The sequence below is a fragment of the uncultured Sphingomonas sp. genome, from assembly GCF_964244235.1.
GTDB lineage: Bacteria > Pseudomonadota > Alphaproteobacteria > Sphingomonadales > Sphingomonadaceae > Sphingomonas.
This window is the reverse complement of the sequence record NZ_CAXTII010000032.1, coordinates 1-21,797: the sequence shown is the minus strand read 5'-3', so window position 1 is coordinate 21,797 and position 21,797 is coordinate 1. Positions and strand designations below refer to the sequence as shown.

The 21,797-nt window shown below is 67.0% G+C and carries 17 protein-coding genes and 1 pseudogene; 9 read left to right on the top strand and 9 right to left on the bottom strand.

The genetic code is table 11. The annotated features are described in order from the left end of the window. Window positions 1-77: 77 nt before the first annotated feature. Both ACFE7D_RS07440 and ACFE7D_RS07435 read left to right on the top strand, forming a co-directional pair. Window positions 78-179 (top strand): annotated as a pseudogene (locus ACFE7D_RS07440) (acyl-CoA thioesterase II); the annotation flags it as partial. 77 nt (window positions 180-256) lie between these two features. After that, window positions 257-586 carry a BLUF domain-containing protein gene (locus tag ACFE7D_RS07435; RefSeq protein WP_375394796.1) on the top strand — a complete coding sequence of 110 codons (330 nt, stop codon included), beginning with the start codon at window positions 257-259 and terminating at the stop codon, window positions 584-586. An 80-nt stretch (window positions 587-666) separates the two neighbouring features. On the opposite strand, the gene ACFE7D_RS07430 is transcribed toward ACFE7D_RS07435, so the two are convergent. The 5 genes from ACFE7D_RS07430 to ACFE7D_RS07410 form a co-directional block, all read right to left on the bottom strand. Beyond that, complete coding sequence (locus tag ACFE7D_RS07430; RefSeq protein ID WP_375394795.1) at window positions 667-1,479, bottom strand: SDR family NAD(P)-dependent oxidoreductase; 813 nt, start codon at window positions 1,477-1,479, stop codon at window positions 667-669. A 17-nt stretch (window positions 1,480-1,496) separates the two neighbouring features. After that, entirely contained in the window at window positions 1,497-2,261 is a 765-nt protein-coding gene (locus ACFE7D_RS07425; protein ID WP_375394794.1) for an SDR family NAD(P)-dependent oxidoreductase, read from the bottom strand. A 125-nt stretch (window positions 2,262-2,386) separates the two neighbouring features. Next, window positions 2,387-3,439 carry a phosphotransferase family protein gene (locus ACFE7D_RS07420; RefSeq protein WP_375394793.1) on the bottom strand — a complete coding sequence of 351 codons (1,053 nt, stop codon included), beginning with the start codon at window positions 3,437-3,439 and terminating at the stop codon, window positions 2,387-2,389. Next, window positions 3,436-4,518: a Zn-dependent alcohol dehydrogenase gene (locus ACFE7D_RS07415; RefSeq protein WP_375394792.1), complete on the bottom strand. Its 1,083-nt coding sequence runs from the start codon at window positions 4,516-4,518 to the stop codon at window positions 3,436-3,438. The genes ACFE7D_RS07420 and ACFE7D_RS07415 overlap by 4 nt, the downstream gene beginning before the upstream one ends. 101 nt (window positions 4,519-4,619) lie before the next feature. Continuing rightward, on the bottom strand, window positions 4,620-5,903 hold the full coding sequence (locus ACFE7D_RS07410) for an acyl-CoA dehydrogenase family protein (RefSeq protein ID WP_375394791.1): 1,284 nt from the start codon (window positions 5,901-5,903) through the stop codon (window positions 4,620-4,622). A gap of 163 nt (window positions 5,904-6,066) precedes the next feature. Here ACFE7D_RS07410 and ACFE7D_RS07405 point away from each other — a divergent pair, with 163 nt between their 5' ends. Further along, on the top strand, window positions 6,067-7,305 hold the full coding sequence (locus tag ACFE7D_RS07405; protein ID WP_375394790.1) for a TetR/AcrR family transcriptional regulator: 1,239 nt from the start codon (window positions 6,067-6,069) through the stop codon (window positions 7,303-7,305). Between the two features lie 148 nt (window positions 7,306-7,453). Here the strand turns inward: ACFE7D_RS07405 and ACFE7D_RS07400 are convergent, their stop codons facing one another. Continuing rightward, entirely contained in the window at window positions 7,454-8,704 is a 1,251-nt protein-coding gene (locus ACFE7D_RS07400) for an amidohydrolase family protein (protein ID WP_375394789.1), read from the bottom strand. Between the two features lie 51 nt (window positions 8,705-8,755). Here ACFE7D_RS07400 and ACFE7D_RS07395 point away from each other — a divergent pair, with 51 nt between their 5' ends. After that, entirely contained in the window at window positions 8,756-10,948 is a 2,193-nt protein-coding gene (locus ACFE7D_RS07395) for a penicillin acylase family protein (protein ID WP_375394788.1), read from the top strand. Between the two features lie 94 nt (window positions 10,949-11,042). On the opposite strand, the gene ACFE7D_RS07390 is transcribed toward ACFE7D_RS07395, so the two are convergent. Further along, a complete protein-coding gene (locus ACFE7D_RS07390; RefSeq protein WP_375394787.1) occupies window positions 11,043-11,600 on the bottom strand; it encodes a DUF4337 domain-containing protein in 558 nt (185 codons plus the stop codon). A 122-nt stretch (window positions 11,601-11,722) separates the two neighbouring features. Between ACFE7D_RS07390 and ACFE7D_RS07385 the strand changes: the two genes are divergently transcribed. The 5 genes from ACFE7D_RS07385 to ACFE7D_RS07365 all read left to right on the top strand — a co-directional run bounded on the left by ACFE7D_RS07385 (window position 11,723) and on the right by ACFE7D_RS07365 (window position 19,754). Next, window positions 11,723-12,244 carry a 2Fe-2S iron-sulfur cluster-binding protein gene (locus tag ACFE7D_RS07385; RefSeq protein ID WP_375394786.1) on the top strand — a complete coding sequence of 174 codons (522 nt, stop codon included), beginning with the start codon at window positions 11,723-11,725 and terminating at the stop codon, window positions 12,242-12,244. Then, complete coding sequence (locus ACFE7D_RS07380) at window positions 12,241-13,254, top strand: FAD binding domain-containing protein (protein WP_375394785.1); 1,014 nt, start codon at window positions 12,241-12,243, stop codon at window positions 13,252-13,254. Before ACFE7D_RS07385 ends, ACFE7D_RS07380 begins: the two co-directional genes overlap by 4 nt. Further along, window positions 13,251-15,596, top strand: coding sequence for a xanthine dehydrogenase family protein molybdopterin-binding subunit (locus ACFE7D_RS07375; protein WP_375394784.1), 2,346 nt, complete (start codon window positions 13,251-13,253; stop codon window positions 15,594-15,596). The genes ACFE7D_RS07380 and ACFE7D_RS07375 overlap by 4 nt, the downstream gene beginning before the upstream one ends. 109 nt (window positions 15,597-15,705) lie before the next feature. Continuing rightward, window positions 15,706-18,576, top strand: a complete 2,871-nt coding sequence (locus ACFE7D_RS07370) for a M16 family metallopeptidase (RefSeq protein ID WP_375394783.1) — start codon at window positions 15,706-15,708, stop codon at window positions 18,574-18,576. Beyond that, window positions 18,573-19,754 carry a CaiB/BaiF CoA transferase family protein gene (locus ACFE7D_RS07365; RefSeq protein ID WP_375394782.1) on the top strand — a complete coding sequence of 394 codons (1,182 nt, stop codon included), beginning with the start codon at window positions 18,573-18,575 and terminating at the stop codon, window positions 19,752-19,754. Before ACFE7D_RS07370 ends, ACFE7D_RS07365 begins: the two co-directional genes overlap by 4 nt. A gap of 25 nt (window positions 19,755-19,779) precedes the next feature. Here the strand turns inward: ACFE7D_RS07365 and ACFE7D_RS07360 are convergent, their stop codons facing one another. Beyond that, window positions 19,780-20,211, bottom strand: coding sequence for an Hpt domain-containing protein (locus ACFE7D_RS07360; RefSeq protein ID WP_375394781.1), 432 nt, complete (start codon window positions 20,209-20,211; stop codon window positions 19,780-19,782). Between the two features lie 97 nt (window positions 20,212-20,308). Then, entirely contained in the window at window positions 20,309-21,688 is a 1,380-nt protein-coding gene (der, locus tag ACFE7D_RS07355; protein WP_375394780.1) for a ribosome biogenesis GTPase Der, read from the bottom strand. Window positions 21,689-21,797: the final 109 nt, after the last annotated feature.

The following is a 21,797-nucleotide window of genomic DNA, read 5'->3' as shown; positions in this document are numbered from 1 at the left end:
AGGCCTGATCGACCTGCTCGACATCGAGGAGATCGACACCGACCTCTACCGCGGCGCGCGGCAGCCGGGCGGCACGGGCCGGGCACGCCCGCGGGCTCAACCGGGGGCAGGTGTTCGCCGCCGACGGGCGGCTCGTGGTCAGCGTCGCGCAGGAAGGATTGATCCGGTTGCGGGAGTGACCTGATCCAGGTCAACGCGCTGTTTACGCAATTTCTTTGTTGATCGTAGGCGTCTGGGGTCGGTTTTGGGGAACATCATGATGCACAGGCTGCTCTATATCAGTACGGCGCGGACGATGCCCGATGCGGCGATGGTCGCGTCGATCCTCGAACGGTCGCGGATCAACAATGCCGCGGTCGAGGTCACGGGGATGCTCGTGGTCGGCGGCCGGCGGTTCCTGCAGACGCTGGAGAGGCCCACCGATGCGGTCCATACCGTGTTCCGGCGCATCGCCGCCGATTCGCGCCACTTCGCGATCGTCGAACTCGCGAGCGAGGCGATCGAGACGCGGACGTTCGGTGGCTGGGCGATGGGATATCGGCCAGGCGCGACGGCAATCGGCTGCGCGATGTGGTGGCGACGATGACCGAGTCGGTCACCGACCCGACGCTCAGCGCGTATTTCAACAGCTTCGCCGATCTGCACGACGCCGCCTGAGCGCGATGGTCAGACCGCGGTGCGGCCATATTCCTGCTTGGTCACCGGATGGCTCGAGGACAGCCCGCCATCCACAGCGATCGCCTGACCATTGACGTAGCTCGCCGCGTCGGATGCCAGGAACAACGCGACTTCCGCCAGTTCCTCGGGCTGCGCACCGCGGCGAAGCGGGTTGAGGCGGCCGACCCGGTCCATCTTACCCGCATCGCGCGCGTAATCGAAGGTCGGCTTCGTCATGCCCGTCTCGGTCAGACCGGGGCAGATCGCATTCACGCGGACGTTCGATCCCGACAGCTGCTGCGCGGAAACCTGCGCCAGGTTGATGACGCCGGCTTTCGATGCGGAGTAGGCCGGCGAGCCCGCGCCGGAGCGGATGCCCGCGACGCTGGCGGTCAGGACGATCGCGCCCCCTTTTCCGGTAATGGCGCCCCGCTTCGCGATCTCGGGCGCGGCATGCCTGATCGCCAGGAACGGTCCGATCAGGTTCACCCGCAACACCTCGGTGATGAGCGCGACGTCGGTATCGAAGATGTTCGCCATCCCGCCCGAAATGCCGGCGTTGGCGAACATGATGTCGAGCCCGCCGAACCGGTCGCACGCCAGAGCGACCGCGCGCGCGACGTCTTCCTCGGCCCCCGCATCGATCCGGATCGCGACCGCGGTGCCACCCGCGTCGGCGATCATCCGAACAGTCTCGTCCGCCCCTTCGGTCAGGTCCGCGGCGACGACCCTGCCGCCCTCGGCGGCGAACTGCCGGGCAGCGGCACGACCGATGCCGGAGCCGGCTCCGGTCACGACGATCGATTTATCGGTGAAGCGCATGCGACTCTCCTGCGGCATCAGATCGTCACTCCGCCATCGACGACGATCGTCTGTCCGGTCATGTAACTGCTTGCCGCGGACGCGAGGAACACGACCGCACCGGCGATTTCGTGCGGTTCGCCGATCCGGTCGAGCGGCGTAGCGCGGTTGCGCGCGGCGACGGCCTTCTCGTCCTCCCATAGCGCCCTGGCGAAGTCGGTCCTGATCAGGCCGGGCGCGATGCAGTTCACGCGGACATTGTCGCCGCCGAATTCATGCGCGAGATTGCGGGCGAGTTGCATGTCCGCCGCCTTGGAAATCGCGTACGCGCCGATCGTCGGTGTTCCGCGCAAGCCGCCGATCGACGACACGATGATGATCGAGCCGTCCCCGCGCTCGCGCATCTCGGGCGCGACCATCCCGATCAGCCAGTGGTTGGAGATGATGTTGTTGTCCAGGACCTTGCGGAACTGATCGTCGCTGATCCCCGCCTGCGGGCCGTAATAGGGGTTGGACGCGGCGTTGCAGACGAGGATATCGATCCGCCCCAACGCGACGCGGGTGTCGTCGACGAGCTGCTGGAGCGCCGCCTTGTCCGAGATGCTGGCGGCGACGGCGATCGCGGTGCCCTCGCCGTATTCGCCGTTGAGTTCGGCGGCGACCGCGTCGCACGCGTCCTGCTTGCGGCTGGAGATCACGATCTTCGCGCCGTGTTCGGCCATTTCATATGCGGCGGCCATGCCGATGCCGCGGGTGGAACCGGTGATGATGGCGACTTTGCCGGTCAGGTCGAATTGGGACATTTTTTACCCCCCTCCCGTTTACGGGAGGGGTTGGGGGTGGGCGCCCCGCCTGCCGCAAACGGTATTGCCTGGGGTGAGCGAGCGCCCACCCCTGACCCCTCCCGCTTGCGGGAGGAGGACGACTTCTAAGCTCCCGCCAACTCGGCGAAGCCCCAGCTTGCCGCTGCCAACCGGTACACCCCCGATGCGGACTTTTCCGCCTGGGCGCTGGATGCGGTGCCTTCGACGATCCGCTTCTTGATCCCCTGGACGATCCCGGTCAGCCGGAAGAGGTTGAAAGCGAAATACCAGTTGAGGTCGGGCACGTCGTCGCGCCCGGTTCGCGCACAATAGCGGCGGGTCATGTCTGCAATCGTCGGTATCCCGGTCGCCGGTCCGGTGCGGCCGAGCACCCCCGACCGCCCCTCGGGCTCGGTCACCCAGCTCATCAGGAAATAGCTGAAATCCGCCAGCGGATCGCCGAGCGTGGATAGTTCCCAGTCGAGGACCGCGATCACCTTCGGCTCGGCGTTCGCGAAGATCATGTTGTCGATCCGGTAATCGCCGTGGACGATCGACGTGCGCGTCTGTTCGGGCACGGTGCGCGGCAGGAAATCGATCAGCCGCTCGACCTCCGGCATCGTCTCGGTCTCGGACGCGCGATATTGCCGCGTCCAACGCTCGACCTGGCGCGTGAAGTAATTGCCGGGCTTGCCGTAATCGCCGAGCCCGGCGGCGGCGTAGTCGACATTGTGGAGATCAGCGAGCGTGTCGCACATCGCCTCATAGACCGCCGTGCGTTCCGCGGGCGCATAGTCCGGCAGTGTCCCGTCCCACAGGTTGCGCCCGTCCGCGAGGCCCATGACGTAGAACATCGCGCCGATGACGCGCTCGTCGGTGCACAGCCCGTAAGGCTTGGCGACGGGGAAGCCGGTCGGGTGCAGCCCGGCGATCAGCCGGTATTCGCGGTCGACGGCATGCGCACTCGGCAATAACGGGCCATAGGGCTTGCGGCGAAGGACGTACGCACCCGACGGGCTGTCGAGCCGGTAGGTCGGGTTCGACTGGCCACCGGCGAACTTCGCATAGGTCAGCGGGCCGGTGAACCCGGCGACGTTGGCCGCCATCCATTCGCTCAGCCCCGCCTCGTCGAGCCGATCCTTGCCCTCGGCGGGGATGGTCTTGATTTCGTCGGTCATGCGAACGTGATCACGCTGCGGGTCGTGTCGCCCTTGCGCAGTTCGTCAAACGCGTCGTTGATCCGCTCGAGCGGCATCCGGTCGGCGATGATCGTGTCGAGATCGAGCAGTCCGCGCAGGTAGAAATCGACCAGCCGCGGGATGTCGACGGGGAAATGGTTGCGGCCCATCAGCGCACCCTGCAGCTTCTTGTCGGCGAGCAGGTCGAGCGCCGACAGCCCGACCTTTTCGTCGAGCGGCATCATGCCGAGAATCGTCGCGGTGCCCCCGCGCCGGAGGACCTTGACCGCGGTGGCGGCAGACTGCGCGCGGCCGACCGCTTCGATGGAATGATGCACGCCGCCGCGACTGATCTCCACGACCTCGTCCGCCGCCGTGTCCGACAGCGCGTCGATCGCATGCGTCGCACCCAGCTTCTCCGCCAGCGCGCGCTTCTCCGCGACCGGATCGAGCGCGATGATCTTGCCCGCCCCCGCGATCTTCGCGGCGTTGACCGCGGCAAGACCGATCCCGCCGCAGCCGACGATGCATACCGTCTCGCCGGGCACGATCGCGGCGGCGTTGAACACCGCCCCCGCCCCCGTCGTCACCGCGCAACCGAGGAGCGCCGCGCGATCCATCGGCATGTCGCGATCGATCGCGACGCAGGCATGTTCGTGGATCAGCATCATCTCGGCATAGGCGCTGAGGTTGAGCATCTGCGCGATCGGCTTGTCGCCCAGCATGAGGCGCGGTGACGCGCTCCTGGGACGCTTCACGCTGGAGCTGATACACAAAGACATCCGGCCCGTGACGCAGAATTCGCAGTGGCCGCAGAACGCGGACAGGCAGGTGACGACGTGGTCGCCGACCTTCACCGTCGATACCTCGTCGCCAACTGCCTCGACGACGCCCGCCGCCTCGTGGCCCGGAATGCCGGGCAGCGCGTGCGGATAGACACCATCGACGAAATGCAGGTCGCTGCGGCATACCCCGCAGGCGACGGTGCGGATCAGCACCTCGTGCGCAGCGGGCTTGCCGACGGTCACGTCCTCGATGCTGAGAGGCGTCTTGGCTTCGAAGAGGACGGCGGCTTTCAACTTTTCCCTTTCGTCACCCCGGACTTGCTCCGGCGGGGTCCATCAAGCGGCTTGGTACAGGTGGAGAGATGGACCCCGGAGCAAGTCGGGGTGACGGTTCTCTACCGACTGACCCCGACATCCCCGCTCGACACACCGCCCTTGCGGAAATCGCCATATTTCCCGAACTCGTTCCGCGCGATCGAGCGGTTGTGGACCTCGTCCGGGCCGTCGGCGAAGCGCAGCGTGCGCATCGCCGCCCAGTCGTGCGCCAGACGGAAATCGCCCGATACGCCACCCCCGCCATGCGCCTGGATGGCATCGTCGAGGATCCGCAGCGCCATGTTGGGTGCCGCGACCTTGATCATCGAAATCTCGAGCTGTGCTGCCTTGTTGCCGGCCCTGTCCATCATGTCCGCGGCCTTCAGGCACAGCAGCCGGGTCATCTCGATATCGATCCGTGCGGTTGCGATGCGTTCTTCCCAGACCGAGAAGTCGGCGATCCGCTTGCCGAACGCGACCCGGCTCAGCAGCCGCTTGGCCATCGCCTCGATCGCGGTCTCCGCGACGCCGATCGTGCGCATGCAGTGATGGATGCGGCCCGGCCCGAGCCGACCCTGCGCGATCTCGAAGCCACGGCCTTCGCCGAGCAGGACGTTCTCGACCGGAACGCGGACATTCTCCAGCACGACCTCGCCGTGCCCGTGCGGCGCGTGATCATACCCGTAGACCGAAAGCATCCGCTTGATCGTCACGCCGGGGGTATCGAGCGGCACCAGCACCTGCGACTGCTGCTGGTGGCGCGATCCTTCGAAGCTGGTCTTGCCCATCGTGATCGCGATCTGGCACCGCGGATCGCCGACGCCCGACGACCACCATTTGGTACCGTTGATGACATAGTCCTCGCCATCGCGAACGATCGACGTTTCGATGTTGGTCGCGTCGGACGATGCGACCGCCGGCTCGGTCATCAGGAAGGCGGAGCGGATCGTGCCCTCCATCAGCGGCTTCAGCCACCGCTCCTTCTGTTCGCGCGTGCCGTAGCGGTGGAACACTTCCATGTTTCCGGTGTCGGGCGCGGAGCAGTTGAAGCACTCGCTCGCCCAGCCGACCTTGCCCATTTCCTCCGCGCACAGGGCATATTCCAGGTTCGTAAGCTGCGTGCCCTCGAACACGAAGCTGTCATCGACATGCGTCTGGCCCGAGTGCGGCGGCATGAAGAAATTCCACAGACCCGCCGTCTTGGCCTTCGCCTTGACCTCCTCGATCACGGGGATCACCTTCCAGCGATCGCCCTCGTGATGCTGCTCGTCATATTCGGCCTGGCGGGGGCGGATATTGGTATCGATGAATTCCTTCACCCGGTCACGGAAATAGGTCTCGCGTTCGCTCAGCGTGAAATCCACCGGGTCTCTCCATGCCAGGATTCTCGTATCCCGGGGTCCGCTTAGACCGTACCGCATCTTCGGTAAAGTGGCCCGGCCGGTGGAATGACGGAGCGTTTTCGGGCGATCCCGCTCTCCCAGGAAAACACTGTTTCTTCTAAACGAAGCTGATAAGGTATCGGAAATGGCGGGGCGCGAGACGATCGAGGAGGAAGCGGCCGGGACCAAGCGGTTCCGGGCCAAACGCGACGCCATCTTGTCCGCCGCGGCCGAGGCGATCAACGAACAGAGCGCGAAGGGCATGACCTTCGCCGACGTTGCCCGGCGGGTCGGGCTGAACACCACCAGCGTGACCTATTATTTCAAGCGCAAGGAAGATCTGGCCGCCGCCGCGTTCGAATATACGCTCGACTATCTGCTGGTCATGCTCGACGCCGCGCTGGAGGCACCGACGCCCAGGGAGCGGGTCCGCCGCTACCTCGCGCTCAACATGGCGCGGCTGGCGCGGATCGAACGCGGCGAAGAGCGGCCGTTTGCGGTGCTGTCCGATCTCCGCGCGACCGAGGACCCGATCCGTAACCGGCTGATGAACGGCTGGCGCGAGGTGTTCCGCCGGACGCGCGCCTTATGGGGTCCGGCGAGCGGCCGGGCACAGACCGATCTGCACGGCGCGCGGGCGCATGTGCTGCTGGAAAACACCTTCTGGCTGCCGATCTGGCTGACGCGCTACGATCTCGACCAATATGACCGGATCGAGACGCGGCTGATGGACGTGTTTACGAACGGGATCGCCGGGCCGGACGTGCGCTGGGCACCGACGATGCTGTCGCTGGACCATCCGGACGCCGAGGCGGGACGCGACGCGTTCCTGCTGGCGGCGACCAGGCTGATCAACGAACTGGGCTATCGCGGTGCCAGCGTCCAGCGGATCGCTTCCGAGCTGAACGTAACCAAGGGCAGTTTCTACCACCATCTGGACGCCAAGGACGAGCTGGTCATCGTATGCTACAAGCGCAGCTTCGACACGATCGGCACCGCACAGACGCTGGCGGACGCGGAAACCGGCAGCCATTGGCACCGGCTGTCGAGCACGATCGCGACGCTGCTCGACGTCCAGTTCGCGGAGCGCGCACCGCTGTTGCGGACCACCGCATTGTCCGGATTGCCGCATCACGCGCGCGATGCGATGGTCGACCGGTCGAACCGGATCGCGCGGCGCTATGCCGGCACGATCATGGACGGTATCGCGGAAGGGTCCTGCCGCCCGGTCGACGCGCTGATCGCCGCGCAGACGCTGATGGCGTTGCAGAATGCGGCATTCGACATGCGCAAATGGGCGGGCACGATGCCGCGCGAGCGGGCGATCGCGATGTATGCGTCGACGGTGTTGTTCGGGTTCTTCGACGATCGGGCGGTGGACTGAACGCCTTTCTTGTTACCCCACTAATCTGGTTACTCACCCCGGCGAAGGCCGGGGCCCAGTTGCCGAGGTTTCACAAACGAAGGACATCGCGCCGCCGCGCGCATCTCGCACCTGGGCCCCGGCCTTCGCCGGGGTGGAGGTAGCGGAATTACGGTCCCCTAACGATCCGCCCGCCCTTCATCACCAGCTTCACCGATCGCACCGCACCGACATTGATCGTCGGATCGCCCTCGACCGCCACCAGGTCCGCGAGCAGCCCGACCTTCACCCGCCCAACCTTGTCATCGATCCGGAAGATATGCGCGTTCCCGCTCGTCGCCGCGATCAGCACCCGCGCCGCGGGCATGCCGGCCGCCTGCATCAGCACCATCTCGCGCGCGTTGGTGCCGTGGGCGTAGACACCGACATCGCCGCCCATGCAGATCGGCACCCCCGCCGCCCGCGCCATGCGGAACGAGTCGCGGTTCAGCCGCACGCTGTCGGGCGCGGGTTCCTGCCCCTTCCACCCGCGATAGCGCGCGGTCGCGTCCGAGGCGGCGAGCGTGGAGCAGAGCGCGATTCCCTTGTCGTGCATAGCGCGGAAAGTCTCAGGCGTCCCGCCATAGCCATGCTCGATCGTATCCACCCCCGCGGCGATCGCGCGGCGCATGCCCTCGGGCGTGACGCTGTGGACCGCGACGATGCGGCCGGCATCGTGCGCCGCCGCGGTCGCCGCCGCCATCTCCGCGGCGGACAGCGTCGGGCGACTGCCCTCCCCGCCCTGGTAATGATAGTCCGCGTAGAGCTTCACGATGTCCGCGCCGCCCGCAATCTGGTCGCGGACCGCGCGGACGATGTCGTCGATCCCGCTGACCTCCTGCGCGCCCTGCGGCACGCGGACGCCGGGCTCGAACCCCTTGGGACCGTAGGCACCCTCCGCGACTATCGCCCTGGTCGCGACGAGCAGCCGGGGGCCCGGCACGATCCCCTTGTCGATCGCCTGTTTCAGCCCGACGTCGGCGTATCCCGCACCCTCGGTCCCGAGATCGCGTTCGCTCGTGAAGCCCGCCATCAGCGTCGCCTGTGCCTGCGCCACCGCGCGCGCGGTGCGCAGCGCGAGCGGTTCGTGGAGGACCTGGTCGTCCCACGGGGTCTCGTCATAGGGATGGAGAAACAAATGGCTGTGCCCCTCGATCATGCCGGGCATCAGCGTGTCGCCGGGCAGGTCGATCGTCGTCGTGCCGGCGGTTACTGGCAGCGCCGGTCCGACCGCGGCGATCCTGTCCCCGTCCACCAGCACCTGCCAGCCGGGATGCGGTTTGGGGTCGGTGCCGTCGAACACCTGCGCCGGACGAAGAAGAATCGTCTGCGCGGTCGCCGGGGTGGCGAGGCAGAGGACGGCGAGGACGATCCGTTTCATGTTGGTGGCGACCTTCTTGCGGGGCGGACGGACGAGGGATAGCCTCCCGCGATGGATAGACCTAGCCGCCGCCTCGCCCATTTGTCGCTACCGATCCTGGTGGTCGCCCAGCCAGCGCTGGCGGCGACCGCGGACGAGCAGGCCCGCTGGTATGCGCATGCCGCGGCGACGACGATCACCCGTGACGATTGGGGAATCGCGCACATCGCGGGGAAGACCGATGCGGATGCGGTGTTCGGGATGATCTACACCCAGGCGGAGGATGATTTCGCACGGATCGAGGCCAATTATCTGACCGCGCTCGGCCGCACCGCGGAGGCGGAGGGCGAAGGCGCGATCTGGCAGGATCTGCGGCAGCGTCTGTACGTCGATCCGGTCGTGCTGCAACGCCAGTATCGCGAGGGTCCGGCATGGCTCCGAACGCTGATGGATGCCTGGGCCGACGGGCTGAACTTCTACCTGTCGGTCCACCCGGCGGTGCACCCGAAGGTGCTGACGCATTTCGAGCCATGGATGGCGCTGAGTTTCACCGAAGGAAGCATCGGCGGCGATATCGAGCGGATTTCGCTGTCGGGGTTGCAGCAATTCTACGGCGGGAAGCCGGTGGCCGCGACCCCGGAGGAAACCGGGGCGCGGCCGCAGGAGCCGAAGGGGTCCAACGGCATCGCCATCGCACCCAAGAACACCGCGAACGGCCGCGCGCTGCTGCTCATCAACCCGCACACCAGTTTCTATTTCCGGTCGGAACTGCAGATGACGAGCGACGAAGGGCTGAACGCCTATGGCGCGGTCACCTGGGGGCAGTTCTTCGTCTATCAGGGCTGGAACGCGCATACCGGCTGGATGCACACCTCGTCGGGCGTCGACAATGTCGACGAATTCGCGGAGACGATCGCATTCCCGCGCGTCGGTCCGCTCCGGTACAGATATGGCCACGAGTGGCAGCCGTTGGTCAGTACCGCCGTCACCCTCTCCTATCGCAGGCCGGACGGAACGATGGGCACGCGCAAATTCACGACCTATGTTAGCCAGCATGGTCCGATCGTCCGCAAGGAAGGCACCAAGTGGATCGCGGAGGCGCTGATGTGGCGACCGGTACCGGCGCTCGAACAAAGCTTTCTTCGCACCAAGCAGCCCGACCTCGCGTCGTATCTGAAGGTCGCCGCGCTTCAGGCGAACAGTTCGAACGATACGCTGTTCGCGGACACCAGGGGGGAGATCGCCTATCTCCACCCGCAATTCGTACCCATCCGCGACGACCGGTTCGACTATACCCGCCCCGTCGATGGTGCCGACCCTGCGACCGACTGGAAGGGGCTGCACCCCCTCGCTTCGTTGCCGCAAGCGATCGACCCGAAGGTCGGCTGGGCGTTCAACACCAACGACCAGCCCTGGGGCGCGGCCGGGCCGGACAGCCCGCGCAAGGCAGACTACCCGCGCTATATGGATCAGGCCGGCGAGAACGAGCGCGGGGTGCACGCGACGATGCTGCTGACCGGCAAGCACGACTTCACGCGCGAGCGCCTGCGCCAGGCGGCGTTCGACAGCTATCTGCCCGCCTTCGCACGACTGCTGCCGATGCTGACCGCCGCTTACGACGCGCTCCCTGCGGGCGATGCGCGACGCCGGCAACTGGCGGCACCGATCGGGTTGCTTCGCCGATGGGATGATCGCTGGAGCGCCGATTCCACCGCAACCTCGCTGGCAGTCTTTTGGGGTGACATGCTGTGGTCCGAAGTCGGCGCGTTCGCGAAGGCGGAGCGGATGAACGTGCCCGACTATATCGCGACGCGCGTCACGTTCGACGCCAAGCTCACGGCGCTGAGCCAGGCGATGGACCGGCTGACGCGCGACTTCGGGCGCTGGCAAGTGCCCCGGAGCGAGATCAACCGCTTCCAGCGTCTGGACGACCGGATCGCGCCGCATTTCGACGATGCCGCACCGAGCCTGCCCGTGCCCTTCACCTCCGCGCAATGGGGATCGCTCGCCTCGTTCGGCGCGCATCCCTATGCGAACACGAAGAAATATTACGGCACCAGCGGCAACAGCTTCGTCGCGATCGTGGAGTTCGGCCCGCGGGTCGAGGCATGGGCGGTGACCGCGGGGGGCGAGAGCGGCGACCCGGCCTCGCCGCATTTCGCGGACCAGGCGCTGCGCTATACGAAGGGCGATCTGCGGCCGGTGTATTTCTGGTCCGACGAACTAATCGGGCATGTCGAGCGGCGGTATCGTCCGGGGGAGTAATAGAGCCCTGTTCCCCCGCGAAAGCGGGGGAACAGGGGCCACGAGCGGTGTCCTGCATACCCCGGGCTCCCGCTTTCGCGGGAGAACAAGCCCTCTAAAACCAGGCCAGGATTGCCAGCACCGTGCCCACCGCCGCTGATGCCCCCGCACCCCGGAACAACCACCGCCGCCGGGTCAACGCACTGATCGACGCCAGCGCGATGGCGATCTGGATGAACGTCATTGCGATCGCCAGCCGGGTGTGGGGCGACAATGCGTGAACCGATTCCGTATTGGCCTCGTCGGACCGACGATCCAGCCCCTCGGCCTGGGCCTTCAGCGCCGTCGCGCGGTCGCGGTATTTGGCCGCGTCGCCGGCCGATGTGGCCGCCCCCGGCGCGATCCTCGCAACGGTCTCGGCCAGATGCCGCTTGATATCCTCCGCCTGATAATAGGCCCAGCTGTCCGACGCGCGCGCCTTCATCAACACCGCCTCGTTCTTGTAATATAACGCATCGTTCTGCGTGTGGCCGCCGAGGAAACTGACGATCGCGCCCAGTGTCGCCAGCACCGCGGAGAACAAGGCGATCTTCTGGCTCAGCGGTTCATGACGGTGCGCGCCCTCCTCGATGGCCTCCTCATGCACGCCGCGGATTTCATAGTCTTCGGGCATCGAGTCCTCGCATCGGTTCGCTCGTTGGTACCGCGTGCGCCGGCGGATCACCAGTCGCGACGGAACTTGCAACCATGCGGTGCCTCACGCGTAGTCGCGGTACCGACGGATAGGGAAGCGGCATGCAATTCACGATCAACGGCGACCCGGTGGAGGCGGCGTTCGACGTGCGCACCTCGCTGCTCGACCTGCTGCGCGATCACCTCGGGCTGACGGGATCGAAGAAGGGCTGCAACCAGGGTGCGTGCGGTGCATGCACGGTGCTGGTCGATGGCGAGCGGATCAATGCCTGCCTTGCGCTCGCGGTCCAATATCAGGGTCGATCGATCACGACCGTCGAGGGACTGGCGGGCAATGGCATGCTCCACCCGCTGCAACGCGCGTTCATCGAACATGACGGGTTCCAGTGCGGCTATTGCACGCCGGGCCAATTGTGCTCCGCCGTGGCGATGGCAGACGAGGTCGCACGCGGTATCCCCAGCGTCGTGACGGCGGACCTGTCGGCAGGCACGGTGACGCTCGATCACGACGAACTCCGCGAGCGAATGAGCGGCAATCTGTGTCGCTGCGGCGCGTATAACGGCATCATCGATGCGATCGCCGAAACCTATTCCGCCGAAGCAGCGAAGCAGGAGGCGGCATGACCCCGTTCACTTATGCCAAAGCCGACAGCGCACCCGATGCGTTACGGCTGGCAGGCGACGATGCCGGCGCGCGGTATCTGGGGGGCGGCACGAACCTGGTCGATCTGATGCGCGAAGGGATCGAACGCCCCGCGACCGTCGTCGATGTCACCGGTCTGTCGGATGCGATCACGACGGAGGACGACGGCAGCCTTACGATAGGCGCGGCGACAACAAATGCGGCGCTGGCCGCCAATACTGCCGTCCGGGAACGCTATCCGGTGCTGGCGCGCGCGATCCTCGGCGGTGCGTCGGGCCAGATCCGCAATATGGCGACGGTCGGCGGCAACATCCTCCAACGGACGCGCTGCACCTATTTCTACGATGACGCGGCGCGCTGCAACAAGCGGGTGCCGGGCGCGGGATGCGACGCAGTGGGCGGGTTCAATCGCAACCATGCGGTGCTGGGCGCCTCCCCCGACTGTATCGCGACGCATCCTTCCGACATGGCCGTCGCGCTGGCGGCGCTGGACGCGGTCGTGCACCTGGACGGACCGGGCGGCGCGCGGATCGTGCCGTTGGTGGATTTCCACATACTGCCCGGAGATACGCCGGACGTCGAAACGGTATTGCGCCGGCACGAACTCGTCACCGCGGTATCGCTGCCCGCGCTGTCGTTCGGCGCGCGGTCGGCCTATCGCAAGATCCGCGACCGGGCGAGCTACGCCTTCGCGCTGGTCTCGGTCGCCGCCGCGATCGACGTCGATGGCGGCACGATCCGCGACGTGCGGCTGGCACTCGGCGGCGTCGCGGCGAAGCCATGGCGCGCCGCGATTGCGGAGGGCCTGCTGCGCGGCAAGCCCGCGACCGAGGCCAGCTTCGCGGCCGCCGCCGCGGCGGAACTGGCCGGAGCCAAGGGATACCGCGACAACGCGTTCAAGATCGAACTGGCCAAGCGGACGATCGTCGCCGTGCTTGGCGAATTGACGGGCATCGCCGTGTTCGGCGACCGGACGGGAGTGGACGCATGAGCATCGTTGATACGGCCAAGGAAGCCGCGCAGGGGCTCGTGAAGGGTGCGATGGAGAAACTGGTCCCGCTCGCTCCCGACCACTGGATCCCGGGCGGCGTTCCCGATCCGCTAATCGCGCGCAAGCATGGGCTGATCGGCACGCCGGTTTCGCGGCTGGACGGACCGCTGAAGGTGCAAGGCGCCGCGCGGTTCGCCGCCGAGGTGAAACTCGAGGACATGACCTATGCGGCATTGGTCTATGGCGCGATCCCGCGCGGTCGGATCATCGCATTGGACACCGGAGCAGCAGAGGCCGCGCCCGGTGTCGTGCTGGTGATGACCCACCGCAATGCGCCGCGGATGAACCCGCCGGCGGTGTTCGGCTCGTCCCCCACCGCGGTCGGTCCGAGCGATCTGCCGATCATGCAGGACGACCAAATCCACTGGAACGGGCAGCCGATCGCGCTGGTGCTCGCCGGGACACAGGAGCAGGCGGACCATGCCGCGTCGCTGATCGTCGCGACCTATGCGGCGGAGCCGTCGATCTCGTCCTTCGCCGAGGCGAAGGCGGCGGGTGCCAAACCCGGGCTGTTCATGGGTCAGCCCCTGTTGAACGAGATCGGCGATGCGGACGCCGAGCTCGCCGCTGCTCCGTACAAGGTCGACAACGTCTATCGCACCCCGCGCCACAATCACAACGCGATCGAACCGCATGCCGCCACGCTGGCTTGGGAGGGCGATACGCTGAGGATTCACGATGCCAGCCAGATGGTGACCGCGACGGCGGCGACGATTGCCGATGTGTTCGATCTGAAGCCCGAACAGGTTCGGATCACGTCGCCTTATGTTGGCGGCGGTTTCGGCGCGAAAGGACTGTGGGACCACCAGATCCTGGCCGCCGCGGCGGCGAAGCTGGCGGGGCGGCCGGTGCGGATCGTGCTGTCGCGCGAAGGCGTGTACCGGGTCGTCGGCGGCCGGACGCTGACCGAACAGCGGGTCGCGATCGGCGCGCAGCCGGACGGCCATTTCGATGCGCTGATCCACACCGGCACCGTCGCGATGTCGCCGCACAACACCATGCCCGAGCCCTTCGTCGTCGGGACGCGCGCCGCCTATGCTGCGGACAGTTTCAAGCTGTCGGTCGAGACGGTGCGGATGAACATGCTCGCCAACACCTTCATGCGTGCGCCAGGCGAAGCGCCGGGCACCTTCGCGCTGGAGTCCGCGATCGACGAGCTGGCGGTCGAGCTTGGTATCGATCCCATCGAACTGCGAATCCGCAACGAGCCCGAAGTCGATCCGATCTCCGAGAGACCCTTTTCGTCGCGGCACATCGTCGAGGCATGGCGCGCGGGCGCGGCGCGGTTCGGCTGGGACAGGCGCAACGCCGTACCCGGATCGCGGCGCGATGGCGAATGGCTGATCGGTATGGGCTGCGCGACAGGCACCTATCCCTATTACCGGATGCCGGGCGCGGCGGCCCGATTGACCATCGACCGCGATGGCCCGGACGGAATCAGGGCGCTGGTCGAGGTCGCCGCGCACGAGATGGGCATGGGCACGTCCACGACCACCGCGATGGTCGCCGCCGAACGGCTGGGTCTGCCGATCGAGCGGATCGAGGTCCGCTACGCCGACACCATCATTCCCGGCGCGATCATGGCCGGCGGATCGCAGCAGACCGCGGCGATCGGTGCGGCGGTGATCGCGGCACACAACGCGCTGGTCGCGGAATTGCTGACGCTCGCAGGCAACGATTCGCCGCTGGCCGGGCTCTCCCCCGACGATATCGGCAGCGAGGACGGCGGCCTCGCCAAGCTGGACGACCCGAGCCGGCGGGAAAGCTACGCCTCGATACTGGCGCGGGCGCAGCGCGACAGCGTGACGGTATCGGAACAGGCCAGCCAGCCGCTCGAACTGATGCATTGGTCGATGCATTCGCACAGCGCGATCTTCTGCGAGATGCGGGTCAACGCGGTCACCGGCGAACCGCGGGTCGGCCGGATCCTCGGATCGTTCGATTGCGGCCGAATCCTGAACGCGAAGACCGCGCGCAGCCAGTTCCGCGGCGGGATCATCATGGGGCTCGGCATGGCGCTGATGGAGGAGACGCAGTTCGACGAGCGATCGGGGCGGATCATGAACCCGAGCCTTGCCGAATATCATGTCCCCGTCCATCTCGATGTGCCCGACATCGACGTGATCTGGACCGACATCGCCGATCCGCACACACCGATGGGTGCGCACGGCGTCGGGGAGATCGGGATCACCGGCGTCGCCGCCGCGGTCGCCAACGCGGTCTACAACGCGACGGGCAAACGCATTCGCGATCTGCCGATCACGCTCGACAAGCTGCTCTGACGCGGGCGAAATCGCGGCAGTGTCGGACCGATCCATCGACGGTGGAATGATCCTGTCCTAATGATCCGTCGCTGACGCCTTACAGTGCGTCGGCGACGGGGATAGGTGGATGGTCGATCTGCGGTTGGCGTCGGTAAGCTTGTTTGCGTTCGCCCCGGTCCTGGTCCCTGCTACAGCCGACGCGCTATCGGCCCCGGCAAGCATCGCGCCGACCGTCGTCGTACCCGCGGCCAGCTGGCCGACGGTCGGCAGCGACGTTCCGCTCGATCCGGCCTGGCACACCGGCACGCTTGCCGACGGCGTCCGCTACGCCGTGCGGCGCGGCAGGCAGCCGCCGGGAACGATCTCGGTTCGCATCCGCATGGACGTCGGCGCGCTGATGGAACGCGACGAACAGCAAGGTTGGTCGCATCTGATCGAGCACATGGTTTTCCGCGGCACCGCGCATTACCCCGATGGCGAGGGCGTCCGCGTCTGGCAGCGACTGGGTGCCAGTTTCGGCAGTGATACCAATGCCTTCACCGCGCTTCGTTCGACGACCTATGCGCTGGACTTGCCACGCGCCGACACCGCATCCTATAGCCACGCCCTGTCGGTGTTGTCGGAAATGCTGACGAGCGCGACGATCGATCCAAAATTGCTGGCGACCGAGCGGGCCGTCGTCATGGCGGAACGCGCGCAACGCATGCCGCCGCTCGTCCGCAAGATGCGCGAGGCGACGCAGCCCTTGTTCTTCGCGGGCACCAAATCCGCGACCCGTGATATCGCGGGCAACGACGCCACGCTGAACGGCGCGAGCGCGAGCGCGCTGCGAGCCTATTACAAGGCGTGGTACCGGCCGTCGCGCGCCGTCGTAGTCGTCGTTGGCGATGCCGACCCGGCGCTGCTGGAACAGGGCGTACGCACCGCGTTCGGAGGCTGGACGGCCGAGGGCGCGGAGCCGACCGAGCCCGACTACGGCACCCCACGCGCGCCGGCCAAGTCGCTCGCGACGGTCAGCGATCCGCAATTGCCGTCGCAAGCGATTCTCGCGCTCGTCACGCCGCACGACGACCGTGTCTATACCACCGCGCGGCAGCAGCGCAATTTCGTCGATGCGGTCGCGATCGGCATCCTGCGCCGCCGCCTGGACAGCGTGGCGCAGCGCGGAGAATCAATCATCCTCGCAACCGTCGGGGTAACCCGGCAACGCCATATCGAGGATGAGGTGATCATCGCGATCACGCCCAGGCCGGGACAATGGTCGCAAGCGCTGGAGGCGACGTATCGCGTGCTGAACGGCGCATTGGCCGCACCGCCGTCGCAGGCGGAAATCGACGAACAGACCGCAAAGCTGATCCAGTCCTTGTCCTCCGCCGTCAGCGCCGAGCAGACCCTGGCGTCCGCCGCGGTCGCCAACGGTTTCGTCGGCAGTATCGATCAGCAGGGCGGAACCGCGGCACCGGGTTTCTACCTGCGCCTGTTCGCGCTCCAGCGGGCGACGCTGACCCCGGCCGTGATCCAGTCCGCGGTCAAGCGATTGCTCGCACCCGATCCGCGCCTGCTGATCGCGTCGAACGCGCCGGTGCCCGTCGAAGCCGCTGCCAAGGCGCTCGCGAGCAGCCGCGCGGCCGCCGCGGATGCCGGTGTCGCGGTGCGCGAAGTATCGCTGGCGCAACTGACGCTTGCCGGGCAACCCGCCACCGTCACCGGGTCGGACAAGATAGCGGATCTGGGGATCGAACGGGTTCATCTTTCCAACGGGGTCGAGATCGACCTGAAACAGACCGTGTTCGAAAAGAACCGGATCCGCATTCTCGTGACGTTCGGGCACGGGCTGCTCGGCGAAACGACGGCGAGCGCATCCAGCTTGTGGAGTTCGGCAGCGGTGACGGCGGGCGGGATCGGCCCGTTCTCGGTCGATGAACTGGAGCGGCTGGGGGCGGGGCGCGCCGTCCTCTTCGGATTCGGCGTCGGCGTCGACCGGTTCACCTTCACGGGAGCCAGCGGGCGGCGCGACGTCGAATCGATGATGAAGCTGATGGCGGGCGAACTGACCCAGCCGCAATTCCGCGCCGCGCCGCTCGGCCGGCTGCGCGACGCGGTGGGGATCGGCTATCAAAGCACCTTCAGCCAGCCGGTTTCGGTCTTTCAGCGGTTCGGCGCGCCCTATCTGCACGGCGGCGACGCCCGGTTCGCCCCGTTGCCGCCGCTATCGACCGTCCAGGGCCTGACGCTGCCCGATTTCCAGAACTTCTGGTCGAAGCGGTTGGCAAGCGGACCGTTGCGCGTCCTGATCGTCGGCGATTTCGATCGCGATGCGACGGTCGCAGCGGTCGCACGCACGATCGGGACGCTCGCGCCTCGCGCCGACGATAGGCCGCCTGCCTCGCTCTTCGACGTAAAGGCCGATGCGCCCGCCAGGGGACCGGTGCAGCTGCATCACGAGGGCGATCCGCTCCAGGCCATTGTCGCCAAGGTGTATCCGACGATCGGCCTGCTGGAGGATGTTCCGACATCGACCGCGCTCGACATCGCAGCGCGGCTGGTCGAGACGCGGATGATCGAGCAGTTCCGCGAACAGCAGGGCGGCACCTATTCCCCCTTCGCCAGCCACCCGCAGTCCGGCGCCATGCCACATTATGGCGTCTTCCTGGCGGGGGCGCAGCTACGGACGGGACGGATCGACGATTTCACCCGCGCGCTGAACGCCATCATCGCCGATCTCGGCGCGCATGGCCCGACCCCCGACGCGCTGGCCCGCGCGCGGACCGTGGCATCGAGCGCGTCGGAGCGCGCGCTGAGCGACAACGGCTATTGGATGAACGTCCTGACCGGCGATCTGGACGATCCGCGCTATCTCGCGTTCACGAAAGCCGCGGTGTCGCGCTGGACGGACGTGACCCCGGCGGCCGTGAAGGCCGCGATCGCGCGCTATCTGCGCCCCGAACGCGGCTTCGCAATCGAAGTGCTGCCCGTCGCGCCTACCGTGACGAAGTGACAGCCGGCGACCCTGATCTCGCGCCGCGCCCGCTCGCCGGGCTGCGCGTGCTCGAACTCGCGCGGATCCTTGCCGGGCCCTGGGCGGGACAATTGCTCGCCGATCTCGGGGCGGACGTCATCAAGATCGAGCGGCCCGGCGAAGGCGACGACACGCGCCATTGGGGTCCACCCTTCCTGACCGCCGCGGACGGTACAGGTCTGGACGCTGCCTATTTCCATAGCTGCAATCGCGGCAAGCGGTCCGTTGCGATCGATATCGCCACGCCCGACGGGCAGGCGCGCGTTGCCGCGCTGGCGGCCGAGGCGGATGTCGTAATCGAGAATTTCAAGGTCGGCGGGCTTGCGCGCTACGGCCTGGACGCCGCGACGCTGCGCGCGCGGAACCCGCGGCTGGTCTATTGCTCGATTACCGGCTTCGGCCAGACCGGCCCTTATGCGCCACGTGCCGGATATGATTTCATCATTCAGGGCATGGGCGGCGCGATGTCGATCACCGGCGAGCCCGACGGCCCGCCGCAGAAAAGCGGCGTCGCCTATGCCGATGTGTTCACCGGCGTCTACGCGACCGTCGCGATCCTCGCCGCGATCGAGCGGAGGCATGCGACCGACGAGGGTACGACGATCGACATGGCGCTACTCGACACGCAGGTCGGCGTACTTGGCAACCAGGCGCTGAACTGGATGGCCAGCGGGGTGGTCCCGTTACGGATGGGTAACGGGCATGTGAATCTGGCGCCGTATCAGAGCCTGCCGACCGCGGATGGCGATCTGATCGTTGCGGTCGGCAACGACCGGCAATTCGCCAGATTATGCGACGTGCTCGGGGTGCCTGCGATGGCCGGCGACGCGCGGTTCGCGACCAATCCGGCCCGGGTCGTCAACCGCAAGACACTGATCCCTGGGCTGACCGCGCTGACCGTGGAGCACCGAAGCGCCGACCTGCTCGCCGCACTGGAGGCGGCGGGGGTCCCGGTGGGAGCGGTCAACCGGATCGACCAGGTCTTCGCCGATCCGCAGGTGGTGGCGCGCGGGTTGCGGCTGTCGCTGTCCGAGGCTGCCGGTGGCACGTTGCCGGGACTGGCTGCGCCGATCGTGATGGACGGCGTGCGCATCGGAAGCGAGTGCCCGTCGCCTCGGCTGGGGGAACATTCCGGGGCGGAATGGTTGGCCCGATAGGTTAAATCGCATCCGGCCCGGCAGTTCAGACCCGTCCGAACCCCGTTCCGCGCCGACCGAACCCACCCGCCACCGGTCGGCGTTCGACCAGCGGGCTGGCTTCGCGTTCCAGCAATGTCAGCGTTTCCTCGAACAACGGACGTAGCTTCACGACCGACGCCATCGCCTGCTCGGGCGTGTCCTGCAGCTCGACGCAGTCGCGCGCGATCTCTTCGATCTCCTGCGCGAGTGCGGCGAGCGGTTCGGCGCCGAACTGGCGCGCCTCCCCCTTCAACGTGTGCGCCGGTATCACGAGAGCCGCCGCGTTCTGCGCGCGGATCGCCGCCTCGATCGCCGCGACCGACTTCACGCCGTCTTCCCGGAAATAGCCGAGAATGCGGACGAACCCGGCACCAAGCTCACTGCGTGCATGCGAATAGGCGGTCCAGTCGACCAACGTGCTTCCTTCGAACGACACCGCAGTCTCCCCTCCACGCGACCATGTGACGCGCGGCTTCGACCTTCATCCTAAGCGGAGACGGTAAAGAACCCGTTGCGACTCCATCGCCGCGTGGTCAGGCGCGGTCGCGATCGAACGGGTTCTTCGGCGCTCGCATCGTCAGCCGGACCGGCACCGCGCCGAAGCCCAGATCGCGGCGCATCGAATTGACCAGATACCGCTCATAACTCGCCGGCAACTGATCGACCCGCGTGCCGAAGATCACGAAGCTCGGCGGCCGCGACTTCACTTGCGTGACATAGCGCAGCTTCACCCGCTTGCCGCCGGGCGCGGGGGGCGGGTTCGCCTCGATCGCGCGTTCGAACCAGCGGTTGAGTTCCCCCGTCGGCACGCGTTTCGACCACGCGTCGCGCGTCTCGAACGCGGCGGCGATCAACTGGTCGATCCCCTTCCCCGTCGCGGCCGAGACTGTCATGACGGTCACGCCCTTCACCTGACTGAGCCCGTCCTCCAGCGCGCGCTTGACACCGTTAAACAGACCGGAGGCGTTTTCCGCCACGTCCCATTTGTTCAGCGCGATGACGATCGCCCGTCCTTCCTCGAGCACACGGTCGGCGATCCGCAGATCCTGCGCCTCCAGCCCCAAAGTCGCGTCGAGCAGCAGCACGACCACCTCCGCGAAATCGACCGCGTGCAGCGCATCGGCGACGGACATCTTTTCCAGCTTGTCCTGCACCTTCGCCCGCTTGCGCATGCCCGCGGTGTCGATCAACCGGACCTGCCGCGGGTGGCCGTCCTTGTCATGCCACGTCCAGTCGACCGCGATCGAATCGCGCGTGATCCCGGCTTCGGGCCCGGTGATCATCCGGTCTTCTCCGAGCATGCGGTTGACCAGGGTCGACTTGCCCGCGTTCGGGCGCCCGACGATGGCAAGTTTCAGCGGCGCGTCGGGGCGCTCATCGTCTTCTTCGTCCGCGGCATCCTCGACGCCGTCCGGTTCGAGCAAGGGCAATAGCGCGTCGAACAGGTCGCCCATGCCCTCGCCATGTTCGGCCGACAGCTGGACGGGATCGCCGAAACCCAGCGCCAGCGCCTCGATGATGCCCTGCTCGCCCGCGCGACCTTCCGCCTTGTTCGCCGCGATCACGACGGGCGTGCTCGATGTGCGCAGCCACCGTGCGATCTCCTCGTCGAGCGGAACGATGCCGGCGCGCGAATCGATCAGGAACAATGCGACGTCCGCCTGCGCCACCGCGGCTTCGGTCTGCTGGCGCATCCGACCGGGCAATGTCTGGACGTCGTGATCCTCGTAGCCGGCGGTGTCTATGATCCGGAAATCGAGCCCGATCAGCGACGCATCGCCCTCGCGCCGATCGCGCGTGACGCCGGGCCGGTCGTCGACCAGCGCCAGTTTTTTGCCGACGAGGCGGTTGAACAGCGTCGACTTGCCGACGTTCGGACGGCCGACGATCGCGACGACGGGGATTTTTGCCATTCGAGGGGCCGTAGACGAACGGGGCGGTTTCGTCACCCTTCTCACTCCCCTCCCGCTGGCAGGAGGGGTTGTGGGTGGGCGCTCGCTCTCGGGGAGCGATGACCTTTAC

Bases quoted from the DNA above. Each gene is read 5' to 3' on its own strand.
- der (WP_375394780.1), bottom strand. From the start codon at position 21,688: ATGGCAAAAATCCCCGTCGTCGCGATCGTCGGCCGTCCGAACGTCGGC.
- ACFE7D_RS07400 (WP_375394789.1), bottom strand. From the start codon at position 8,704: ATGAAACGGATCGTCCTCGCCGTCCTCTGCCTCGCCACCCCGGCGACC.
- ACFE7D_RS07385 (WP_375394786.1), top strand. From the start codon at position 11,723: ATGCAATTCACGATCAACGGCGACCCGGTGGAGGCGGCGTTCGACGTG.
- ACFE7D_RS07390 (WP_375394787.1), bottom strand. From the start codon at position 11,600: ATGCCCGAAGACTATGAAATCCGCGGCGTGCATGAGGAGGCCATCGAG.
- ACFE7D_RS07435 (WP_375394796.1), top strand. From the start codon at position 257: ATGATGCACAGGCTGCTCTATATCAGTACGGCGCGGACGATGCCCGAT.
- ACFE7D_RS07430 (WP_375394795.1), bottom strand. From the start codon at position 1,479: ATGCGCTTCACCGATAAATCGATCGTCGTGACCGGAGCCGGCTCCGGC.
- ACFE7D_RS07380 (WP_375394785.1), top strand. From the start codon at position 12,241: ATGACCCCGTTCACTTATGCCAAAGCCGACAGCGCACCCGATGCGTTA.
- ACFE7D_RS07375 (WP_375394784.1), top strand. From the start codon at position 13,251: ATGAGCATCGTTGATACGGCCAAGGAAGCCGCGCAGGGGCTCGTGAAG.
- ACFE7D_RS07420 (WP_375394793.1), bottom strand. From the start codon at position 3,439: ATGACCGACGAAATCAAGACCATCCCCGCCGAGGGCAAGGATCGGCTC.
- ACFE7D_RS07370 (WP_375394783.1), top strand. From the start codon at position 15,706: ATGGTCGATCTGCGGTTGGCGTCGGTAAGCTTGTTTGCGTTCGCCCCG.
- ACFE7D_RS07425 (WP_375394794.1), bottom strand. From the start codon at position 2,261: ATGTCCCAATTCGACCTGACCGGCAAAGTCGCCATCATCACCGGTTCC.
- ACFE7D_RS07395 (WP_375394788.1), top strand. From the start codon at position 8,756: ATGGATAGACCTAGCCGCCGCCTCGCCCATTTGTCGCTACCGATCCTG.
- ACFE7D_RS07405 (WP_375394790.1), top strand. From the start codon at position 6,067: ATGGCGGGGCGCGAGACGATCGAGGAGGAAGCGGCCGGGACCAAGCGG.